A 21780-nucleotide genomic window follows, 5' to 3' on the forward strand; every position below is an offset into this window, starting at 1 on the left:
GGCGCCGGGCGGGGACTCAGCCGGGCGGCGGCGGGGCGAAGGATCGGCTCAGCCGCGACACGCCGCCGACCACACGCGACCGAAGTCGATGTGGCTGCGGGTCACCAGCGGGCACGAGGCGTTCACCGGTTCAGTTGACCAGGGCCTCCGGCGGTTCGTCAACCGCCGTTTCCGCACGGTGGAACCTCCCGGGAACGCCGAAGGCCCCGCCCGGCCGCCGGGGGAGCGGCGGTGGGGCGGGGCCTTCGGAACGGGCGGGACCGGCGTCAGGCCTTGGTCACGTCCTCGATCTCGCTGTCGTCCTCGCGACCGGGGGTCTTGAGGTTGAACTTGGTGATCGCGAAGCGGAACGTGAAGTAGTAGATCGCCGCGAAGACCAGGCCGATCGGGATGATCAGCAGCGGGTTCTTGGCCAGGCTGAAGTTGATCGTGTAGTCGATCAGACCGGCCGAGAAGCTGAATCCGTGGTGGACGCCGAGGCCCCAGGTGACGGCCATCGAGACGGCGGTCAGCACCGCGTGGATCGCGTACAGGACCGGGGCGATGAAGAGGAAGGTGAACTCGATCGGCTCGGTCACGCCGGTGACGAAGCTGGTCAGCGCGATCGAGATCATCATGCCCATGACGGCCTTGCGGCGCTCGGGGCGGGCGCAGTGGGCGATCGCGAGGGCGGCGGCGGGCAGCGCGAACATCATGATCGGGAAGAAGCCCGCCTGGAACTGGCCGGCCGTCGGGTCGCCCGCCAGGAAGCGGTTGATGTCGCCGTGCACGACGGTGCCGTCCGGCTTGGTGAAGTCACCGGTCTGGAACCAGGCGTAGGTGTTGACGAACTGGTGCATGCCGATCGGGATCAGCGCGCGGTTGACCAGGCCGAAGATGCCGGCGCCGACCGCGCCCGCACCCACCAGGCTGTTGTTGACGTGCGAGATCGCGTCGCCGACGGGCTGCCAGCCGAGGCCGAACAGGACGCCCAGGCCAGTGCCGACGAAGGCCATGATGATCGGGACGAGGCGGCGGCCGTTGAAGAAGCCCAGCCAGTCGACCAGCTTGGTGCGGTGGAACCGCTGCCACAGGATGGCCGCGAGCAGACCGACCACGATGCCGCCGAGGACGCCCGGGTCCTGCGGCTTGCCCGCGGGGAGGGCGGCGGTGACGGTGCCGTCCGCCGGGAAGGCGGTCAGCACGTTCTTGAACACGAGGTAACCGACCAGCGCCGCCAGCGCCGTGGAGCCGTCCGCCTTCTTGGCGTAGCCGATCGCGATGCCGACGCAGAACAGCAGCGGCAGCGCACCGGTGATGGCGGTACCCGCAGCGCCGAAGACCTCGACGAGCTTCGCGGGGAAGTGCCACTTCTCATGGACGTCGGGCTGGCCCAGACGCGCCAGCAGACCGGCCGCCGGCAGCACGGCGATCGGCAGCTGGAGGCTGCGACCGACCTTCTGGAGACCGGGGAGGACGGCATTGCCGAACTTCTTGATCGGCGCCGGAGCCTTGGCGGGCGCCGGTGCCTGCGCAGACTGACTCATGGGGGTGGGTTCCTAACGGCATGGCGGGTCGGTCGGGGGGAAGGCACGGGGGCCGAACCGCGAACTGGTCTACACCACACGTGGTGTAGACCAGTTTTGTAGCACGGGTGGAGAACTCGGGGAAGCCCGGATAGCGGGGTTGTCGAGAAGCGCTATGAAATCGAAACCTGGATCCGGAGCGTTGATCATGATTTCAGTCGCGATTGTGATTTTGGCTATTTGCGCAACAAAAAGCGCCGGGCCCTTGCGGCGCCCGGGTCGTGGCGGGTCCGGCGGCCACCGTCGGGGCCGGGTCCGGGCGATCCGGCCGCTCCCGGGCGTGCGCGACGGCTGCCGAGAGTGACCGGAGGGTCGCGGACGTGCCCGGTGGGGCGCCCTCCGACGGCGGTCGGCACCCGTCCCGACCGCCGCCGGCACCCGTTCTGACCGCTGTCGGCACCCGTCCCGACGGCCGTCCGGCCGGCCGGATCGCGACCGAATTACCCTTTCGGTGACTCCCGGGTAGGGAATTCCGTCCTTCGGTGAAATGCCGAAGGCCCCCGGGCCGGTGGGTCCGAGGGCCTTTGCCGGAGGTTCTCCGGGAATTCGTTCCGTACGGTCGGGGAATCAGGCCTTGGTGACGTCCTCGACCTCGTCCTCGTCCTCGCGCCCCGGTGTTTTCAGATCGAATCTGACGATGATGAACCGGAAGAGCGCGTAGTACACCGCGGCGAAGCAGAGCCCGATGACGATGATCAGCCACGGTTTGGTGGCGAGCCCCCAGTTGATCACGTAGTCGATCAGGCCGGCCGAGAAGCTGAAGCCGTCGTGCACCCCCAGTCCCCAGGTGACCGCCATCGAGGCGCCGGTCAGCAGCGCGTGCAGGCCGTACAGGGCCGGGGCGATGTAGGCGAAGGAGTACTCGATCGGCTCGGTGACGCCGGTGACGAAGGAGGTCAGGCCGACCGAGAGCATCAGGCCGTAGATCTCCTTGCGGCGGTGCGGCTTGGCCGAGTGCGCGATCGCGAGTGCCGCGGCGGGCAGCGCGAACATCATGATCGGGAAGAATCCGGACTGGAACTGCCCCGCCGTCGGGTCCCCCGCGAGGAAACGCGGGATGTCGCCGTGCACGATGCTGCCGTCGGCCTTCGTGAACTCGCCGAACTGGAACCAGACGAAGGTGTTCAGCAGCTGGTGCATACCGATCAGCAGCAGCGCGCGGTTGAACAGGCCGAAGATGCCCGCGCCGCCCGCGCCGAGATCGGCGAGGTTCTGCGAGAAGTCGTTGAGGCCGCGGCCGATCGGGGGCCAGACCCACAGGGCGACGCAGGCGGTGGCCAGGCCGACCACGGCGGTGATCATCGGAACGAGGCGGCGGCCGTTGAAGAAGCCCAGCCAGTCGACCAGTCTGACGCGGTGGAACCGGACCCACAGCCAGGCCGACATCAGGCCGATCAGGATGCCGCCCAGCACCCCCGGGTTCTGGTACGTCGCGGCCGCCACCTTGGCCGAGCCGTAGTCGACGCACTGGGCGGTCCACGCGTCGGGGATCTGGACCGTCCCGGCCTTGCAGTGCTCCGGGAACGCGTGCAGCACCTTGTAGTAGACGAGGAAGCCGACCACGGCCGCCAGCGCCGTCGAACCGTCCGCCTTCTTGGCCATGCCGATCGCCACGCCGATGCAGAACAGCAGCGGCAGGCCGAGCGAGGAGTCGAGCAGTGCGCCGCCGGCCGCCGCGAAGACCTTGGCGACGTTGTTCCAGCCCAGTCCGTCCTTGCCGAACACGTCCGGCTGGCCGAGCCGGTTGAGGATGCCCGCCGCGGGCAGCACCGCGACCGGGAGCTGGAGGGAGCGGCCCATCTTCTGGAGGCCGCCGTAGAAGGTGTGCCACCACAGGTTCTGCGGGGCCGTGGCGCCTGCCGAACTCATCCTTCGCCCTCCGAGCGCGGTTGCCGACCGGTGGGCCCCTGCGGGACCCTCGGGCGGGGGTCAGGAACACCCGGGGTCCTTCCTGCGTTCATCGGAGTACACATATATTGGTGTAGACCACTTTGGGACGCAGGCCGGACGCCGGGACGCGAGCCCCGCTGATCGTCATCCTCGGGTGGCGGCCCGGAGCCTGCGCGCCGGAATGGGCCAAAAGTGGACTAACGTGGCAGACCGGACCTGCTCGGGTCATGCTGGTCGCGCTGCCCGGCAGCGCGACCCCAGCTGAACCCGCGTCAGCCACCGGCACGGACCTCACCACCCGACGGTCGAGGACCGAACCCCAGCACAGCGCAGGACGGCACCCGGCAGAGCCGCCGAAGGCCGAGACAGAGGGAGAAACCACATGGCCAGCAAGGCTGAGAAGATCGTCGCCGGTCTCGGCGGCATCGACAACATCGAAGAGGTCGAAGGCTGCATCACCCGCCTGCGCACCGAGGTCAAGGACGCCTCCCTCGTCGACGAGGCCGCCCTCAAGGCCGCCGGCGCCCACGGCGTCGTCAAGATGGGCACCGCGATCCAGGTCGTCATCGGCACCGACGCCGACCCGATCGCCGCCGACATCGAGGACATGATGTGAGCTGAGCCACCCGGGCTCGCACACCACCGCTCCACCACCCACGGCCCGCCGACCCGCTCAGGGGGACGGCGGGCCGAGGCACATCCGGAACCGGCGATCGGAACGGCTACGCTCAGTGGCTATGTCACGTATCGACGGCCGCACCCCCGACCAGCTCCGCCCCATCACCATCGAACGAGGCTGGAGCAAGCACGCCGAAGGCTCCGTCCTCGTCTCCTACGGCGACACCAAGGTGCTGTGCACCGCCAGCGTCACCGAAGGCGTCCCGCGCTGGCGCAAGGGCAGCGGCGAAGGCTGGGTCACCGCCGAGTACTCCATGCTCCCGCGCGCCACCAACACCCGCGGCGACCGCGAATCCGTCAAGGGCCGCATCGGCGGCCGCACCCACGAGATCAGCCGGCTCATCGGCCGCTCGCTGCGCGCCGTCATCGACCACCGCGCCCTCGCCGAGAACACCATCGTCCTCGACTGCGACGTCCTCCAGGCCGACGGCGGCACCCGCACCGCCGCCATCACCGGCGCCTACGTCGCCCTCGTCGACGCCGTCTCCTGGGCCCGCGACCGCAAGCTCCTGCGCGCCAAGGGACAGCCCATCACCGGCGGCGTCAGCGCCGTCAGCGTCGGCATCATCGACGGCGTCCCCATGCTCGACCTCCAGTACGAGGAGGACGTCCGCGCCGAGACCGACATGAACATCGTCTGCACCTCCGACGGCTGCTTCGTCGAGGTCCAGGGCACCGCCGAAGGCGCCCCCTTCGACCGCGCCCTGCTCGACCGGCTGCTCGACCTCGGCACCCTCGGCTGCGCCGAACTCGACCAGATCCAGCGCAAGGCCCTCGAAGGCTGAACCGCCCCCCGGGGCAGAACCCTTCAGGCTGAACCGGGCCCGGCCCGCTGTACACGCGCGGCCCGCAGCCCGTACGGTTCCCGCAGCACCCCGCTGCGGGAACCGCGCCCCGTCCGCGCGCGTCCTCCCCACGGAACCCGCGCCCCAGGAGGACCGGATGGCCTCGTCGAGCATCGCCCGCCCCGCCGCCCTCGCCGTGGCCGCACTGATCGCGATCCTCCCGCTCAGCATGGTGAGTTGCTCCGCCGCCCAGAAGGCCATCGACTGCGGCAACACCGCCGTCAAGGTCACCGGCGACCTCGCCGACCTCACCAAGGCCTACGACAACTCCAGCAACGACTCCGCCGCCGCCGGCAAGGCGCTCCAGAAGCTCAAGGGCGACCTCGACCAGATCGGCAAGAACTCCAAGAACACCGACGTCGCCAAGGCCGTCACCGACCTCAAGACGCAGGCCGACAAGGTCCAGCAGGCCGTCGACCGGAACCAGGCCCCCGACCTCAAGCCGCTCGGCGACGCGGCCGGCAACCTCACCTCGGTCTGCACCGGCTGACCCCCCCCGCCGGATCTCGATAGGGTGGGCGATATGTCCACCCGCCTGATCCTCGCCACCCGCAACCAGCACAAGGTCGCCGAGCTGCGCGCCATCCTCGCCGACGCCGGCCTGGACGTCGAACTCGTCGGCGCCGACGCCTACCCCGAGATCCCGGACGTCCCCGAGACCGGCGTCACCTTCGCCGAGAACGCCCTCCTCAAGGCCCACGCCCTCGCCCGCGCCACCGGACTGCCCGCCGTCGCCGACGACTCCGGCCTCTGCGTGGACGTCCTCAACGGCGCGCCCGGCATCTTCTCCGCCCGCTGGGCCGGCAAGCACGGCGACGACCTCGCCAACCTGAACCTGCTGCTCGCCCAGCTCTCCGACATCGCCGAACCCCACCGCGGCGCCCACTTCTTCTGCGCCGCCGCCCTCGCCCTGCCCGACGGCACCGAGCGCGTCGTCGAGGGCCGCCTCCTCGGCACCCTGCGCACCACCCCGGCGGGCGACGGCGGCTTCGGCTACGACCCGATCCTCCAGCCCCTCGGCGAGACCCGCACCTGCGCGGAACTGACGGCGGACGAGAAGAACGCCATCAGCCACCGCGGGAAGGCCTTCCGCGGCCTCGCCCCGGTGGTCAAGGACCTCATCGGCTGACGCACCGTCCGCTGAACACCGAAGGCCCGCCCCGGGATGATCCGGGGCGGGCCTTCGATTCTTAGGCTAGTGCGGCCTGAGGGACTCGAACCCTCACGAGATTTCTCCCACGGGCACCTAAAACCCGCGCGGCTGCCGGTTACGCCAAGGCCGCAAGGCTCTCAGTCTAGAGCTTCGGCTCCGGTGGCAACACCGCGATTCGCGGTGGCGCCGCGGGCTCGTGGCGCCGCCGCGGACGGTCGCCGCTGCCGATGGGGTGGCAGTTCGGGCGGGATGGGTGGCGGGTGGTGGGCCGGACTCCCGACCGGGCGGGTTTCGGCCAGGGGTGACCGGTTTGTCGAGGGGTTCCGACCTGTGATGTTTGGTTGTTGATTACCAATTGGTACAGACCTATTGACCTATGTGGTTCAGACCACATAGCTTCTGCGCCAATTGGAATCCCCCACGTGCGTGCTCCCCCACAGGTACGCGCCGACACTCTCTCCTGGAGGACCGAGTGTTGATCCGTAGTACGGCGGAGCGGCGTCCCACCGCTGTGATCCGCCGCAAGAGTGCCCGGGCGGGCGTGGCGTCGTTGGCGGCGGTGTCGCTGGCGGGGCTGTTGATGGCGACGCTGGGTGCGGCGCCCTCGCAGGCGTCGGCGGCCGTCGACAACGCGGCCTGTCGGCCGGACGGGCTGTACCAGACGCCCGGAGTGGACGTCCCGTACTGCTCGGTCTACGACACGAGCGGGCGCGAGAAGATGGGCGCGGACCACCAGCGCCGCATCATCGGGTACTTCACCGGCTGGCGCACCGGCAAGAACGGCGACCAGCCCTACCTGGTGAGCGACATCCCCTGGGACAAGGTCACCCACCTCAACTACGCCTTCGGGCACGTCGGCGGCGACAACAAGCTGTCGGTCGGCACGGACGGCCCGACCAACGAGGCCACCGGGATCTCCTTCCCGGGGGTGCCGGGGGCGGAGCTGGACCCGACGCTGCCGTACAAGGGCCACTTCAACCTGCTGACGAAGTTCAAGAAGCAGTACCCGAACGTCAAGACCCTGATCTCGGTCGGCGGTTGGACCGAGACCGGCGGCTACTTCGGGGACGACGGCAAGCGGGTGAACTCCGGCGGCTTCTACTCGATGACGGTCAACCCGGACGGCAGCGTCAACCAGGCCGGGATCGACACCTTCGCCGCCTCCTCCGTCGACTTCATCCGCAAGTACGGCTTCAACGGCGTCGACATCGACTACGAGTACCCGACCTCGATGAAGGACGCCGGCAACCCGCTGGACTGGCAGCTCGCCAACGCCAAGCGCGGTTCGCTGGCCAAGGGCTACGCGGCGCTGATGAAGTCCCTGCGGGAGAACCTGGACAAGGCGGGTGCCGCCGACGGCAAGCACTACCTGCTGTCGGTCGCGGCGCCGTCCTCCGGGTACCTGCTGCGCGGCATGGAGACCTTCCAGGTCGCCCAGTACCTGGACTACGTCAACATCATGTCGTACGACCTGCACGGCGCCTGGAACAAGTACGTCGGCCCGAACGCCTCGCTCTACGACGACGGCAAGGACGGCGAGTTGGCCGCCGCCAACGTGTACGGCACCGGCCAGTACGGCGGCATCGGCTACCTGAACGCGGACTGGTCGTACCACTACTTCCGCGGCGCGATGCCGGCCGGCCGGATCAACGTCGGCCTGCCGTACTACACCCGCGGCTTCAAGAACGTCCAGGGCGGCACCAACGGCCTCTGGGGCACCGCCTCCGCGACCAGTTGCCCGGCCGGTTCGGGCCTGACCTCCTGCGGTGACGGCGCGGTCGGCATCGACAACATCTGGAACGACAAGGACGACGCGGGCAAGGAGTCCCCGGCCGGGTCGAACCCGATGTGGCACGCGAAGAACCTGGAGAAGGGCATCCTGCCCGACTACCTGGCCAAGTACGGCGTGACCGACACCGCCCTCCAGGGCAGCTACACCCGCAACTACAGCTCCTCGCTGGTGGCGCCGTGGCTGTGGAACGACACCAAGAAGGTGTTCCTGTCCACCGAGGACGAGCAGTCGGTGGGCGCCAAGGCGGACTACATCGTCAACCAGGGCGCCGGCGGCACGATGATCTGGGAGCTCGCGGGCGACTACCGCTGGGACGCCACCGCCAACGGCGGCAAGGGCGAGTACGTGCCCGGTTCGACGCTGACCTCGCTGATGTACGACAAGTTCAAGGCGGCGAGCCCGTACGGTGCGCTCCGCTCGACGGTGGCGCTGCCGCAGCAGACCCTGCCGATCGACGTGTCGTTCACCAACTTCGCGCTGGGCGACTCCAACTACCCGATCAACCCGAAGCTGCACATCGTCAACAACTCGACGGTGACCCTGCCGGGCGGCACCGAGTTCCAGTTCGACTACAGCAACTCGGCGCCGGGCAACGCCAAGGACCAGTCCGGCTTCGGGCTCCAGGTGATCAGGCAGGACAACCCGGGCCCGGGCAACGTCGGCGGGTTGAAGGGCACCTACAACCGGGTGTCGGTCAAGCTGCCGGGCTGGCAGTCGCTGGCGCCGGGCGCCTCGGTGGACATCGACTTCGTCTACTACCTGCCGGTGTCCACGCCGTCGAACTGGACGGTCAACGTGGGCGGCACGCTGTACGGGATCAAGGGCGACCTGACCCGGGGCGCGGTGGACGGCGGCACGCCGACCCCGACCCCGACCCCGACGCCGACCGGGACGGCCACGCCGACTCCGACGCCGACCCCGACCGGGACCCCGACGGGCACGCCCACCGGTACGCCGACCCCGACCGCGACCCCGACCTCCGGCGCCTGCACGGCCGCCCCGGGCTGGGACGCGGGCACCACCTACGCGACGCCGACCAAGGTGTCCTGGAAGGGCCACTACTACCAGAACAAGTGGTGGACCAAGGGCGACGACCCCTCCGCCAGTGGCGCCTGGGGCGTCTGGAACGACCTCGGGGCCTGCTGAGCCCGACGGCTCACGGCTGACGGTTGACGGCAGTCACCCGAGGTGAGGAACGGCGGTGGCGGCACACCCGGTCGGGGGGTGGGCCGCCACCGCTTCGTTCTCGTTCGGGAGGCTCAGGCCTCGACCTTGAGGTCGCGCAGCAGCTTGGCGACGTGGCCGGTGGCCTTGACGTTGTAGAGGGCGCGCTCGACCTTGCCCTGCTCGTCCACGACGATCGTGGAGCGGATCACGCCCTGGTAGGTGCGGCCGTAGTTCTGCTTCTCGCCGTAGGCGGCGTAGGCCTCCAGGACCTTGTTGTCCGGGTCGGAGAGCAGGGTGACCTTGAGGTCCTCCTTCTCGCGGAACTGGCCGAGCTTCTCCGGCTGGTCCGGGGAGATGCCGATGACGTCATAGCCGGCGCCCGAGAGGACCGCCAGGTTGTCGGTGAAGTCGCAGGCCTGCTTGGTGCAGCCGGGGGTGAGCGCCTTCGGGTAGAAGTAGACGATGACCTTGCGGCCCAGGTGGTCGGCGAGCGAGACCTGGTTGCCGTCGGCGTCGGACAGGCTGAATGCGGGTGCGGTGTCGCCGGGCTGGAGACGCTCAGTCACGGTCGTACTCTCCTGGAGGCTGGGACGGACGGTCGTACCACGGCAAACTTACCTCCGTTGGTGGGTGGGGCCGCGCGCCCGTGCGTGGCAGCTGACAAACTGGGTTGGTCGCAGAGGACGACAGGACTACATCGGCAAGTGAATGGGGTGGCCCGAGTGGGCGACGCGAGCACGCAGGACAAGCCGGCGCGGACGGCTGCGCAGATCGAGGCGGACATCGAGCGCACCCGTGACCGGCTGGCGTCGAACCTGGACGAGCTGGCCGTGCGGATCCACCCGAGCACCATCTCCGCGCAGGTCAAGGCGAAGGCGATGGCCACCGTCGAGGAGAAGACGGCCCGGGCGTACGTGGCCGCGAACGGCCTGGTGGAGAAGGTCAAGGCGCAGTTCGTGGACGAGAAGGGGCAGCCGCGCAAGGAGCGGATCGTCCCGGTCGCGGTGGTCGGCCTCGGCCTGGTGGTGCTGCTGTCCTCCTCGCGCAAGCGCCGCGAGGACTGAGCAGAGGGCCGGGCACCGGATCGGGCAGGACGTCCGGAGGGGCCGGGACGCCGATGGGCGGCCCGGCCCTTCCGCATGCCGGGCCAGCGTCACGCGCCGCGCCCGGGGGCGGTACCTTCGGGACCGTGAGTACGAACGACGAACCGACCCATTCCGACCACGGGCACGACGAGGTGCGGCACGACCGGCTGGGCGAGAAGCTGCCGATCCGGATGCTGCACGACCGCGTGCTGGTGCGCATCGAGGGCAGCGAGGGCGAGCGCCGCTCGACCGGCGGCATCCTGATCCCGGCGACCGCGGAGCTAAGTAAAAGGTGCACGTGGGCGGAAGCTGTGGCCGTCGGCCAGAGTGTGCGCGCGGTGGAGCCCGGTGACCGCGTGCTGTACGACCCGGAGGACAAGCTGGAGGTGGAGGTCCGCGGCGCCACCTACGTGCTGCTGCGCGAGCGGGACCTGCACGCGGTGGCGGCGTCGCGCTTCGGGGACACGGAGGGGTCGACCGGGCTGTACCTCTGATCGGGCCGCCCTGCTGGCCGGGTGCCCTACGCGAGCAGGCCGCCGCCGTCGACGGTGAGGACGGTGCCGGTGGCGAAGCGCTGTTCCATCAGGTACGCGTAGGCCTCGGCGGTGTCCTCGGGGTCGCCGATCCGGCGGAGGGGGAGGGCGGCGGCGGTCCGGGCGTACAGCTGCTCGCGGTCGGTCTCGGGGAGGCCGGACCAGAGCGGGGTGCGGATCATCCCGGCCCGGACGGCGTTGACCCGGATCGGGGCGAGTTCCACGGCCAGCGCCCGGACGAGGGCTTCGACCGCGCCGCAGATGCTCGCGGGGACGCTCCAGCCCGGCACCGGGCGCAGGCCGGCGGTGCCGGAGGTGAGGGTGATCGAGCCGCCGGGGCGCAGCTGCGGGGTGGCGGCGCGGACGGCGTCGAGGGCGCCGAAGTAGCGCAGGGTGAAGAGGGCGCGGGCGGCGTCGAGGTCCATGGCGTCGACGGTCATCAGGGCGAGCGGGTCGCCTGCGGTGTAGACCAGGTGGTCGAGCGGGCCGAGGCGGTCGAAGAGGGCGCTGACCTGGTGGGTGTCGGTGAGGTCGGCGGTCTCGGCGGCGGTGCCGGTGGGCAGGGTGGCGAGGGCGCGGTGGGCGCTGTCGGGCCGGCTGGAGACGACGGTGACGCGGGCGCCGCGTTCGGCGGCGAGGGCGGCGGTGGCGAGGCCGATGCCGGAGGTGCCGCCGAGGACGACGACGTGCTGTTCCTTGAGGGGCATGGTGGTGCCTTTCGTGGTGGGGTGGGGGGCTTGGGTCGATGGTGCTCCGGGCGGGGTGGTGGCGTCCAAGACCTGTTCGGTCGTCTGTCATACCCTCGGGGTATCAGCGGGGAGTGGTGAGCGGGGTGGCGGTGGCGGTGGACGTCGATCTGCGGAAGCTGCGGTATTTCGTCGCGGTGGCAAGGGAGTTGCACTTCGGTCGGGCGGCGGTGGAGTTGCACATCGCGCAGCCGGTGCTGTCGCGGCAGATCCGGTCGTTGGAGGCGGAGTTCGGTGCGCAGTTGTTCCGGCGTGACCGGCGGTCGACCGAACTGACGGACGCGGGGCGGCAGTTGTTGGAGGACGCGCCGCCGTTGCTGGCGGCGGCGGAGGCGTTGCGGCGCCGGGTGGGGCGGTCGGGGGAGGGGTCGGGGGAGGGTCCGGCGCGGTTCGTGGTGGGGTTCATGCCGGGGGTGGCGGTGACGGCGGCGGTGCGGGGGCTGCGCGGGCGGCATCCGGGGCTGGCGGTGGAGGTGGTGCGGACCTCCTGGGCCGATCAGGCGAGGATGGTGCTGGACGGCCGGGTGGACGTCTCCTGCGTGCGGTTGCCGGTGGACCGGCAGGGTCTGGTGCTGCGTCCGCTGTTCGCCGAGCCGCGGGTGGCGGTGTTGCCGGCGGGGCACCGGTTGGCGGGTGAAGTGTCGGTCGTGATGGCCGAGTTGGGTGGTGAGCTGCTGCTGCAGGATCCGGACTTCGTGCCGGAGTGGCGGGATCTGCCGGGGGTGTCCGGGCGGCGGCCGGAGCGGTCGCGGCCGCGGGTGGACACGGTGGAGGAGAAGCTGGAGTACGTGGCGGCGGGGGAGGGGATGGTGGTGCTGCCGTTGTCGATGGCCGCCTTCTACACCCGTGCGGACGTGGTGCACGTGCCGGTGTCGGACCTTGCGCCGCACCGGGTGTGCGTGGCCTGGGCGGCGGGGCGGACGTCGCCGCTGCTCGCGGAGTTCGCGGAGTTGGCCGGGTCCGCGGCGGAGCACCTCGGTTCTGTCGGTGGCAGCCGCTAGGGTCCGGGCATGAGCGTCCCGGTGATCGGTGAGGTGGAGCGGCGGGCCCGGTTGGGGCGGCGGCAGTTGTTGGCGCCGTCGGTGCGGGCGGCGCGGGTGGAGGACGTGGCGGACGCGGTGGTCGGGCTGCACGCCACGGACGCGGCGACGGTGTACCTGTCCGCGTGCGCGCGGCTGGCGGAGCCCTCGGTGGCGGAGGTGGACCGGGCGCTGTACGAGGACGTCTCGCTGGTGAAGCTGCTGTCGATGCGGCGGACGATCTTCGCGGTGACGGAGGGCCTGGCCCCGTACGTGAGTTCGGGGGCGGCGCGGGCGATCGCGGCGAAGGAGCGGGCGGGGCTGCTCAAGCACCTGCGCGACCACGCCGAGGGCTGGGACGAGGCCCGGCTGGCGGAGGCGGAGCGTGCGGTGCTGGCCGCGCTGGCCGTGCGCGGCGAGGCGACGACCAAGGAACTCGGCGACGACGTCCCGCAGTTGCGGGAGACGATGCTGATGTCGGCGGGCAAGGCGTACGAGGCGAAGCAGAGCGTGGGCAGTCGGCTGCTGCGGCTGCTGGCCTCGGACGGGCACGTGCGCCGGTGCCGTCCGCGCGGGTCCTGGTTGAGCAGCAGCTATCCGTGGGCGCTGGTGCCGCAGTGGCCGGACGTGCCGGTGCGGGAGGCGAAGGCGGAGGTGGTGCGGCGCTGGCTGGCGGCGTACGGGCCGGCCGCGGTCGAGGACGTGAAGTGGTGGACGGGCTGGACGCTGGGGGACGTCCGGCGGGCGCTGGCGGACGTGGACGCGCGGGCGGTGGCGCTGGCGGGCGGTGCGGCGGCCGTGGTGCTGCCGGGGGACGAGGGGCCGGTGGCGGCCCCGGAGCCGTGGGCGGCGCTGTTGCCGGCGCTGGATCCGGCGGTGATGGGGTGGCGGGGGCGGGACTGGTACCTGCGGCCGGGGGACGTGCCGGCGCTGTTCGACCGGGCGGGGAACGCGGGGCCGACGGTGTGGTGGTGCGGCGAGGTGGTCGGCGGCTGGGCGCAGCGGGCGGACGGTGAGGTGGTGTGGCGGCTGTTCCGGGACGTGGGGGCGGAGGCGGAGCGGGCGGTCGCGGCGGAGGCGGGGCGGTTGGCGGGGTGGCTGGGGGAGGTGCGGGTGACGCCGCGCTTCCGTACGCCGCTGGAGCGGGAGTTGGTGGCGTAGCGGGAGGTTGAGGACGGGCCCTGGCGGGGGGCGGGGCGCGGCGTCGCCCGGTCGCTCACTGGGCCGGGGCGGTGGCCGTTCCGGTGGGCCCGGTGGTGGCGGTGGGCGGGTTGCTGGGGCGGGCGGGCCGGGTCGGGGTGGGCCGGGTGCTGGGGGTGGGCTGTTCCTGGCTGGGGGTGGGCTGGGGGTTCTGCGGGCTGGGGGCGTCGGGGCCGGGCTGCTCGGTGGCGGCGGGGGCGCTGGGGGCGTGGCTGGGGGCGGTGGGTGCGGGCGCGCCGGTGGGGGCGGTGCTGGGGGTGCTGGTGGGGGAGGTGCTGGTGCTGGGCACGGCGGTGGGGGTCCAGGTGTCGGGCCCCTGGTCGCCGCGGCCGGTCTGCAGGTCGAACTGCTGGGTGGGGGTGCCGTTCAGGGCGGCGGTCATGTAGTCGGTCCAGATCCGGGTGGGGAAGGCACCGCCGTTGACCCGGGTGAGGCCCGCGGTGCCGGCCAGCGGCTCCTTGGCGTGGGTCTTCGGGTTCTCGCGGAACAGGCCGACGGTGGTGGTGAGTTCGGGGGTGTAGCCGGCGAACCAGGCGGAGAGGTTGGCGTCGGTGGTGCCGGTCTTGCCGGCGGCGGGGCGGCCCAGGTCGAGGGCGGCGGCGCCGGTGCCGCGGGGGCTGACGACGTCGCGCAGGACGTCGGTGACGGAGTCGGCGACGGTGCGGCCGACGGCGTCGGTGGCCTTGTGGTCGGGCATCTTGGGGACGTCGATGGCGCCGCCGGGGTTGACCCGTTCGAGTTTCTGGACGGACCAGGGGGTGTGCGCCTGGCCGTGGTTGGCGAGGGTGGCGTAGGCGCCGGCCAGGTCGAGGGCGCTGGGGGTGGCGGTGCCGAGGGTCATCGAGGTGTTGGCCGGGTCCATGCCGCGGACGCTGTCGGGGATGCCGAGTTTGACGGCGGTGTCCCGGACGCGGCCGAGTCCGGCGTCGACGCCCTCCTGGGCGTAGACGGAGTTGACGGACTTGACCATGGCGTAGCGCAGGGTGATGTTGCCGTAGTCGACGTCGTCCTCGTTGGGCGGGGCGTACGGGGTGGGGCCGCCGGTGACGGGGCGTTCGCTGGTGCCGTCGTAGCGGGTCTCGGTGGTGATCGGGCGGCCGTCGACGGAGTGCTGGGCGATCAGGCCGGCGGCGAGGTCGACCGGTTTGAAGGTGGAGCCGATCTGGTTGTCCTGGCGCAGGGCGTCGTTGAAGGGCTGCTTGGCGTAGTCGGGGCCGCCGTAGACGGCGACGACGCGGCCGGTGGCGGGCTCGACGGAGGCGCCGGCGACCCGGACGTCGGTGTCGGTGGCGGGGCGGGCCTTGGGGTCGAGTTCACTGGTGAGTTCGGACTGGACGGCCTTGACGAAGGCGTCCTGGCGGGGCTTGTCGAAGGTGGTGGTGATCCGCCAGCCGCCGGCCTTGAGGGTGGCGGCGTCGATGGTGCCGGAGGAGATGAGGTAGTCGTCGGCGACGCCGACCAGGTAGCCGGCCTGGCCGGCGAGGCCGGTGGCGGGCTGGGGGTCGATGGGTTCGGGGAAGGTGGTGGCGGTGCGGTCGGCGCTGGTGAGGAAGCCGAGTTGGACCATGCCGTCGAGGGCGTAGTTCCAGCGGGCGAGGGCCTTCTCGCGGTTGGCGGGGGTGGCGGTCCGGACGTCGTAGAGGCTGGGGGCCTGGAGCAGGGAGGCGAGGTAGGCGCCCTGGCCGAGGGTGAGTTGGGAGACGTCGACGCCGTAGTAGGCGTGGGCGGCGCTCTGGATGCCGTAGGCGCCGCGGCCGAAGTAGCTGCTGTTGAGGTAGCCGGCGAGGATCTCGTTCTTGCTGCGCTGCTGGTCGACCTTGAGGGCGATGAAGAGCTCGCGGCCCTTGCGTTCGAAGGTCTGGTCCTGGGTCAGGTAGTAGTTCTTGACGTACTGCTGGGTGATGGTGGAGCCGCCCTGCATGCCCTTGCCGAGCAGGGTGTTCCAGCCGGCCCGGGCCATGCCCCTCAGGTCGATGCCGCGGTTCTGGTAGAAGGTGCGGTCCTCGGCGGAGACGACGGCCTGCTGGGTCGGCAGGGGGATCTGCTCGATGGTGACGTCGGTGCGGTTGACGGCTCCGGTGCGGGCGATCTCGGTGGTGCCGTCGGCGTAGAGGTAGATGTTGTTCTGGGCGGTGGCGTGGGCGTTGGGGTCGGGCACCGGGACGATGACGTAGAGCACGGCGAAGGCGCCGACGGCGAGCAGCAGCAGCGCGGTGAGGGTGCCGAGGGTGATCCGCCAGGTGGGCAGGAGCCGGCGCCAGAGGGGGAGGGCGCGGCGGGCTTCGCGGCGGGCGGCCCGTTTGGCCTGGCGGCGGGTGCTCAACGTCATGGCGGGATTATCTGCTATTTGACGTGGGTTCAGCGGCGGCGGGGGCCTGAACTGCGTGGTTGCGCGTGGCGGTGCGCGCGCCCCGGGGTGCGTCGGAAATCCGGGTGCGGGCCGTGGGGGCCGGCGGTACGGTGAAAGGTGCAAATCGCATAGCGCGTCCACTTCGTCAGCTCCGCACGTCCGGCCCGGTACCCCCGGGGGTGGTCGGTCGGGGCCGCTGGGGTGTGCGCCGACGTCGCGCGGCGCCCGTCTGCGCCTGCAAATGTCGATAAGGAGACAATATGCACGGAGCTTCCACCGCGGAGGCGAGGCCTCCCGATACCGGCACCGCCCTCGGGCTGTACGCCGCCGTCGCCCGCGGCGCCTTCCGCCGCTACTCCACCTACCGGGCCGCCACCCTGGCCGGGACCTTCACCAACACCGTCTTCGGGGTCATCCTGGCCTCCTCCTTCCTCGCCCTCTGGCAGGCCCGCCCCAACCTCGGCGGCTACGACCAGGGCCAGGCCGTCACCTACATCTGGGTCAGCCAGGGCCTGCTGGTCACCGTCGCGGTCTGGGGCGGGGGCTTCCAGGACGAGATCCAGGACCGCTTCCGCAGCGGGGACATCGCCGTCGACCTCTACCGTCCGGTCGACTTCCAGGGCTGGTGGCTGGCCACCGACCTCGGCCGGGCCGGCTTCCAGGCGCTGGTCCGCGGCACCGTGCCGATGCTGTTCGGTGCCCTGGTGTTCCGCACCCGGATGCCCGAGCGGCCGCTGACCTGGGTGTTCTTCCTGCTCTCGGTGCTGCTCGCGCTGCTGGTCAGCTTCGGCGTGCGGTTCCTGGTCTCGATCACCGGCTTCTGGCTGCACGACTCGGAGGGGGTGCGCGCGGTGAGCCTGGTGGTCTCGATGTTCTTCTCCGGGATGCTGCTGCCGATCGTGCTCTTCCCCGGCTGGCTCGGCGACCTGGCCCGGGTGCTGCCCTGGGCGGCCCTGGTCAAGGTGCCGACCGACGTCTTCCTGGAGCGGGCGGGCGGCACCGGGCTGCTCCGGGCGCTCGGCTTCCAGCTCGGCTGGGCGGCCGTGCTGCTGGCCGCGGGCCGGGGCGCGCAGTGGCTGGCGACCCGCCGGGTGGTGGTGCAGGGTGGCTGAGCCGTTCCTCGCCCGGACGTCCTGGGCGGTCCGCTCCTGGTGGATCTGCGCCCGGATGTGGATGCGCTCGATGATGGCCTACCGGGCCTCCTTCCTGCTCAACCTGCTGGCCAGCCTGGTCACCCACTCGCTCGACTTCGTCGTGCTGGTGATCATGTTCCGGCACACCGACCAGCTCGGCGGCTGGCGCCTGCCGGAGATCGCCTTCCTCTACGCCACCGCGACCTTCTCGCTCGGCATCGCCAACCTGCTGGTCGGCTCGGCCGACGGCCTCGGCGTACGGATCATGAACGGTTCGCTGGACACCATGCTGGTCCGCCCCGCGCCGGCGCTCTCCCAGCTGTGCGCCGAGCGGTTCACCCTGCGCCGGCTCGGCCGCCCGCTCCAGGCCGTGATCGTGCTCGGCTGGTCCCTGACCGCCCTGGACGTGCACTGGACCTGGGACCGGGTGCTGCTGGTGCCCGTCCTGCTGGTGTGCGGCAGCGTCATCTTCGGCGCGATCTACGTCGGCGGCGCCACCGTCCAGTTCTGGTGGGGCGAGTCCAAGGAGATCCAGAACTCCTTCACCTACGGCGGCGCGACCCTGCTGCACTACCCGCCGACGGTCTTCGCCAAGGAACTGGTGGCCGGGGCGGTCTTCGGCGTCCCGCTGGCCTTCGTCAACTGGCTGCCCACTTTGCGCATCCTCGACCGGCCCGACCCGCTCGGGCTGCCCACCGCCTTCCAGTACGCCTCCCCGGTCGCCGCCGCGCTCTGCGTCGCCGCCGCCGGGCTGGCCTGGCGGGCCGGACTGCGCGCCTACCGCGGCACCGGCAGCTGACCCCCCGTACCGAAAGGACCCCCCGTGGCACTGATCGAACTCCAGGACGTCCACCGCACCTTCACCGTGCGGGCCCGCACCGGCCGGTTCAGCCGGGTCAAGCGCGAGGTGCGCGCGGTCGACGGCCTCAGCTTCACCGTCGAGGCCGGCGAGTGCGTCGGCTACATCGGGCCCAACGGCGCCGGGAAGTCGACCACCATCAAGATGCTCACCGGCATCCTCGTCCCCAGCTCCGGCCGGCTGCGCGTCGCCGGGGTCGACCCGGCCCGCGAACGGGTCACGCTGGCCCGCCGGATCGGCGTCGTCTTCGGGCAGCGCACCACCCTGTGGTGGGACCTCCCGCTGCGCGACTCCTTCGAACTCGCCCGCCGGATCTACCGGATCCCCGACCCGCGGTACCGCGAGAACCTCGGCCGCTGCGTCGAACTCCTCGACCTGGGCGGCCTGTTGGACACCCCCGTACGGCAGCTCTCGCTCGGCCAGCGGATGCGCGGCGACCTCGCGGCGGCCCTGCTGCACGACCCCCGGGTGCTCTACCTGGACGAGCCGACCATCGGCCTGGACGTGGTCAGCAAGGGCCGGGTGCGGGAGTTCCTGCGCGAGGTCAACCGGGACCGCGGCACCACCGTGCTGCTCACCACCCACGACCTCACCGACATCGAGCAGCTCTGCGGCCGGGTGATGGTGATCGACCACGGCCGGGTCGTCCACGACGGCGGGCTGGACGGGCTGCACGCCGCCGGGCGCAGCGAGCGGACCCTGGTGGTCGACCTGGCCGAGGCCCGGCCGGCGATCGAGGTGGCCGGGGCGCGGGTGGTGAAGATCGAGGGGCCGCGCCAGTGGCTGGCCTTCCCGGCGCAGGAGAGCGCGGCGCCGATCGTGGCGGCGGTCGCGGCGCGGTACCCACTGGTGGACCTCTCGGTGCGGGAGCCGGCCATCGAGGACGTGATCGCGCGGATGTACGCGGAGGTGGCGATCGGCTGAGGGCGGGGCGGCCCGGGCCGGGGCGGTGGCCGTTCGGGGGTCGACGGTTCGGGCGGGCGTTCGGTGCGCGTCACCCGTCCGGGGAGGGCAGGTGACTCCCCGGCGGGCGGCCGAGTTGGACCGTGCATCGCCGCCGGTCAGCGCGCCGGCGAACCGCCGCTGCCCCGGAGGCCCGCCGCCCGATGACCGTACCCGACGTGACCGTGGTGGTCGCGGTCCACGACACCGTGCCGTACCTCGCCGCGTGCCTGGACTCGCTGGTCGGGCAGTCCCTGGAGCCGGGGCGGCTGGAGGTGGTGGTCGTCGACGACGGCTCCACGGACGGCGGCGAGGTGCTGTTGGACGAGTACGCGGCCCGGCACCCCGGGGTGTTCCGGGTGGTCCACCAGCCCGACCCGGGTGGCCCGGCGGGCCCCACCGACCGCGGCGCGGACCTGGCCCGGGGGCGGTACGTGCTCTTCCTCGGCGCCGACGACCGGCTCGGCGAGGAGGCGCTGGAGCGGCTGGTCGCGGCCGCCGACGCCTGGGGCTCGGACGTGGTCCTCTCGGACCGGCCGTTCACCCTGGAGGCCTGCCTGCGGGCCGTCCGGGTCTCCGTCCCCGCCGACTACGACCACTACGTCCTGGTGCTGCGCGAGGACCGGGGCAACGCCACCGAGCGGGCCTCGGTGCTCGACCGGCTGCGCGGGATCACCGCCCTCCAGCAGGTGGCCGCCGAACTCGCCGATCCCGGGGAGGAGTTGGACGCCATTCGGGTGCGCAGCTTCGCCTGGGACGTGCCCCGGCTGCTCCAGGACGGCTTCCTGTTGCTGGACGACGGGCTGCAACGGCGGGTGTGCGCCGAGGTCGGCCGGATGATCGAGTGCTTCGGGGCCCGCGCGGTGTACGACCGGCTGCCGGTCACCGCCCGGCTGCGGCTCGAACTCGCCGCCGCCGTACGGCCGGGGGCACTGCGCGACCAGATCCGCTACGAGGCCGCGCACGGCGACCCGCCGGTGGTGGCGGTCGGCCGGCGGCGCTACGCGGGGTACCCGGCGTTCCGGGACGCCCGGCTCGGCCTGCCCGACGGGCTGTTCCTGCTGGGCGAGGAGCCGCTGCCGGTGGACGTCCCGCCGCTCAACCTCGCCCAGCAGCTGTGGCGCGGCGTCGTCCCGGAGCAGCTGCGGCGCGGGCTGCGGCGCCACCCGGTGTGGCGTCGGCTCGCCAACTCGGTGAACGGAGGGCGGGGGTGAGCCCCGATGCGGGCCTGGACGTGGGCCTGGACGATCGCGGTTCGGACGTCGGCGGTCCGGACGTCTGCGTGGCCGCTGGAGGCGGCCGGTTCGGGGGCGTGCGGGGCGGGGCGTGAGCGGTTCGGGGGCGTGCTGGGCGGGGCGTGCGGCGGGTCGGAGGCGGCCCGGCCCTGGTGCGCTTCGGTTCCGGGGGCGTGTGATCGCGGGGCACGCCCCCGTCCGCGCCGGTCAGCGGGCAGACTGGCGGGGTGAGTGACGAAGCCTTCAGCGGGACCGGCCCCGGGGTCCGGTTCACCGCGGCCGACGAGCAGAAGAGACACGGCGTCCGCCGGATGAAGACCATCGCGACCGGCCTGCTGGCCTTCGCGACCCTGGTCTTCGCCCTGGCGACCTGGGCGAAGGCGGCCGGTGCCGGCCCCTGGGCCGGGTACGTGGCGGCCGCCGCCGAGGCCGGCATGGTCGGCGCGCTGGCCGACTGGTTCGCCGTGACGGCGCTGTTCCGCCGCCCCTTCGGCCTGCCGATCCCGCACACCGCGATCATCCCGACCAAGAAGGACGCCTTCGGGCGCTCGCTCGGCGAGTTCGTCGGCGACAACTTCCTGGCCGGCCACGTGGTGCGCGGCCGGCTGGCCGCGCTCGGCGTCGGCCGCCGGCTGGGGGAGTGGCTGGCCGCACCGGGGAGCGCCGAGCGGGTCACCAAGGAGGCCTCGGCGGCGCTGCGCGGGCTGCTCGCGGTGCTGCGCGACGACGACGTGCGGGCGGTGGTCGCCGAGGCGGTGACCAGGCGGGCCGCCGCGACCTCGGTGGCCGAGCCGATGGGCCGGATGCTGGGCAAGGTGGTCGCGGACGGCGGCCACCACGGGGTGGTGGACCTGGTCGCCGTCCGGGCGCACGGCTGGCTGACCGACAACCACGAGGACGTGGTCCGCAAGGTCACCCAGAAGACCCCGGGCTGGACCCCGAAGTTCCTCGACCACCAGGTCGGCGAGCGGGTCTACAAGGAGCTGCTGCGCTTCGTCACCGACATCCGGGACGACCCCGAGCACCCGGCCCGCGGCGCGATCGACAACTTCCTCGCCGACTTCGCCACCGAGCTGCAGAACGACCCGGAGACCATCGCCCGGGTCGAGCGCGCCAAGGGCGAGCTGCTCGCGCGCCCCGAGGTGCAGGACCTGATCAACTCCACCTGGGCGGCCGTGCGCACCCTGGTGATGGGGGCGGCCGAGGACGAGGACAGCGAACTGCGCCGGCGCATCCGCGACGGCGTGCGCCGCTTCGGCGAGCGCCTGGCCACCGACGCCAAGCTCCAGGCCAAGGTCGACGGCTGGCTGCAGGACGCCGCCCAGTACCTGGTCGACACCTACCGGACCGAGATCACCTCGCTGATCTCCGAGACGGTGGCGGGCTGGGACGCCGACGAGGCCTCGCGCAAGATCGAGGCCAACGTCGGGCGGGACCTTCAGTTCATCCGGATCAACGGCACGGTGGTGGGCGCCCTGGCCGGGCTGCTGATCCACACCGTGGCGGTGGCCCTCGGCGGGTGATCCCGGGCCCGGGCCTATCCTTGCCAGCACCAGTCGGTACGCGCGTAGAAGCAGAGAAGAGGGAA

Annotated in this window: 19 protein-coding genes and 1 tRNA gene; 14 read left to right on the forward strand and 6 right to left on the reverse strand. The window is 71.9% G+C overall.

Features of this window, described 5'->3' with window-relative positions; genetic code table 11:
- Positions 1–266: 266 nt before the first annotated feature.
- Positions 267–1526, reverse strand: coding sequence for a PTS transporter subunit EIIC (locus tag ACFY2K_RS19840; protein WP_380522535.1), 1260 nt, complete (start codon positions 1524–1526; stop codon positions 267–269).
- 606 nt (positions 1527–2132) lie between these two features.
- Positions 2133–3434, reverse strand: coding sequence for a PTS transporter subunit EIIC (locus ACFY2K_RS19845; protein ID WP_380522536.1), 1302 nt, complete (start codon positions 3432–3434; stop codon positions 2133–2135).
- A gap of 403 nt (positions 3435–3837) precedes the next feature.
- Between ACFY2K_RS19845 and ACFY2K_RS19850 the strand changes: the two genes are divergently transcribed.
- From ACFY2K_RS19850 to rdgB, 4 genes are all read left to right on the forward strand, one after another.
- A complete protein-coding gene (locus tag ACFY2K_RS19850) occupies positions 3838–4071 on the forward strand; it encodes a glucose PTS transporter subunit EIIB (protein WP_030060521.1) in 234 nt (77 codons plus the stop codon).
- A gap of 121 nt (positions 4072–4192) precedes the next feature.
- Entirely contained in the window at positions 4193–4918 is a 726-nt protein-coding gene (gene rph / locus ACFY2K_RS19855) for a ribonuclease PH (protein WP_387712841.1), read from the forward strand.
- Positions 4919–5075: 157 nt separating this feature from the next.
- Positions 5076–5468, forward strand: coding sequence for a hypothetical protein (locus ACFY2K_RS19860; protein WP_375883113.1), 393 nt, complete (start codon positions 5076–5078; stop codon positions 5466–5468).
- Between the two features lie 33 nt (positions 5469–5501).
- Complete coding sequence (rdgB, locus tag ACFY2K_RS19865) at positions 5502–6107, forward strand: RdgB/HAM1 family non-canonical purine NTP pyrophosphatase (protein ID WP_380402746.1); 606 nt, start codon at positions 5502–5504, stop codon at positions 6105–6107.
- A gap of 70 nt (positions 6108–6177) precedes the next feature.
- On the opposite strand, the gene ACFY2K_RS19870 is transcribed toward rdgB, so the two are convergent.
- Positions 6178–6261, reverse strand: a tRNA-Leu gene (locus ACFY2K_RS19870).
- A 450-nt stretch (positions 6262–6711) separates the two neighbouring features.
- Here ACFY2K_RS19870 and ACFY2K_RS19875 point away from each other — a divergent pair.
- The gene (locus tag ACFY2K_RS19875; protein ID WP_380593158.1) at positions 6712–9069 is read left to right on the forward strand and encodes a chitinase C-terminal domain-containing protein; all 2358 of its coding nucleotides are present in this window, start codon (positions 6712–6714) and stop codon (positions 9067–9069) included.
- 113 nt (positions 9070–9182) lie between these two features.
- Here the strand turns inward: ACFY2K_RS19875 and bcp are convergent, their stop codons facing one another.
- The gene (gene bcp, locus ACFY2K_RS19880) at positions 9183–9656 is read right to left on the reverse strand and encodes a thioredoxin-dependent thiol peroxidase (RefSeq protein WP_375883119.1); all 474 of its coding nucleotides are present in this window, start codon (positions 9654–9656) and stop codon (positions 9183–9185) included.
- Between the two features lie 156 nt (positions 9657–9812).
- Here bcp and ACFY2K_RS19885 point away from each other — a divergent pair, with 156 nt between their 5' ends.
- Complete coding sequence (locus ACFY2K_RS19885) at positions 9813–10154, forward strand: DUF3618 domain-containing protein (RefSeq protein ID WP_387712845.1); 342 nt, start codon at positions 9813–9815, stop codon at positions 10152–10154.
- A gap of 212 nt (positions 10155–10366) precedes the next feature.
- Positions 10367–10669, forward strand: a complete 303-nt coding sequence (locus tag ACFY2K_RS19890) for a GroES family chaperonin (RefSeq protein WP_380522579.1) — start codon at positions 10367–10369, stop codon at positions 10667–10669.
- A 26-nt stretch (positions 10670–10695) separates the two neighbouring features.
- Here the strand turns inward: ACFY2K_RS19890 and ACFY2K_RS19895 are convergent, their stop codons facing one another.
- Positions 10696–11415 carry an SDR family oxidoreductase gene (locus ACFY2K_RS19895; RefSeq protein ID WP_380593153.1) on the reverse strand — a complete coding sequence of 240 codons (720 nt, stop codon included), beginning with the start codon at positions 11413–11415 and terminating at the stop codon, positions 10696–10698.
- A gap of 137 nt (positions 11416–11552) precedes the next feature.
- On the opposite strand from ACFY2K_RS19895, the gene ACFY2K_RS19900 reads away from it, so the two are divergent.
- Positions 11553–12455, forward strand: a complete 903-nt coding sequence (locus tag ACFY2K_RS19900) for a LysR family transcriptional regulator (RefSeq protein ID WP_380522538.1) — start codon at positions 11553–11555, stop codon at positions 12453–12455.
- Between the two features lie 9 nt (positions 12456–12464).
- Positions 12465–13634, forward strand: coding sequence for a winged helix DNA-binding domain-containing protein (locus tag ACFY2K_RS19905; RefSeq protein WP_380644583.1), 1170 nt, complete (start codon positions 12465–12467; stop codon positions 13632–13634).
- A 55-nt stretch (positions 13635–13689) separates the two neighbouring features.
- Here the strand turns inward: ACFY2K_RS19905 and ACFY2K_RS19910 are convergent, their stop codons facing one another.
- Positions 13690–16002, reverse strand: coding sequence for a transglycosylase domain-containing protein (locus ACFY2K_RS19910; protein WP_380522539.1), 2313 nt, complete (start codon positions 16000–16002; stop codon positions 13690–13692).
- 281 nt (positions 16003–16283) lie between these two features.
- Between ACFY2K_RS19910 and ACFY2K_RS19915 the strand changes: the two genes are divergently transcribed.
- From ACFY2K_RS19915 to ACFY2K_RS19935, 5 genes are all read left to right on the forward strand, one after another.
- Complete coding sequence (locus ACFY2K_RS19915) at positions 16284–17135, forward strand: ABC transporter permease (protein WP_380522540.1); 852 nt, start codon at positions 16284–16286, stop codon at positions 17133–17135.
- Positions 17128–17955: an ABC transporter permease gene (locus ACFY2K_RS19920; protein WP_380522541.1), complete on the forward strand. Its 828-nt coding sequence runs from the start codon at positions 17128–17130 to the stop codon at positions 17953–17955. Before ACFY2K_RS19915 ends, ACFY2K_RS19920 begins: the two co-directional genes overlap by 8 nt.
- A 24-nt stretch (positions 17956–17979) precedes the next feature.
- Positions 17980–18939, forward strand: a complete 960-nt coding sequence (locus ACFY2K_RS19925) for an ATP-binding cassette domain-containing protein (RefSeq protein ID WP_380398325.1) — start codon at positions 17980–17982, stop codon at positions 18937–18939.
- A 182-nt stretch (positions 18940–19121) separates the two neighbouring features.
- On the forward strand, positions 19122–20171 hold the full coding sequence (locus ACFY2K_RS19930; RefSeq protein WP_387712851.1) for a glycosyltransferase family 2 protein: 1050 nt from the start codon (positions 19122–19124) through the stop codon (positions 20169–20171).
- A 248-nt stretch (positions 20172–20419) separates the two neighbouring features.
- Positions 20420–21715, forward strand: coding sequence for a DUF445 domain-containing protein (locus ACFY2K_RS19935; protein ID WP_380522543.1), 1296 nt, complete (start codon positions 20420–20422; stop codon positions 21713–21715).
- Positions 21716–21780: the final 65 nt, after the last annotated feature.

Origin of the sequence: Kitasatospora sp. NPDC001309, assembly GCF_042896295.1 — a bacterium.
Taxonomy (GTDB): domain Bacteria; phylum Actinomycetota; class Actinomycetes; order Streptomycetales; family Streptomycetaceae; genus Kitasatospora.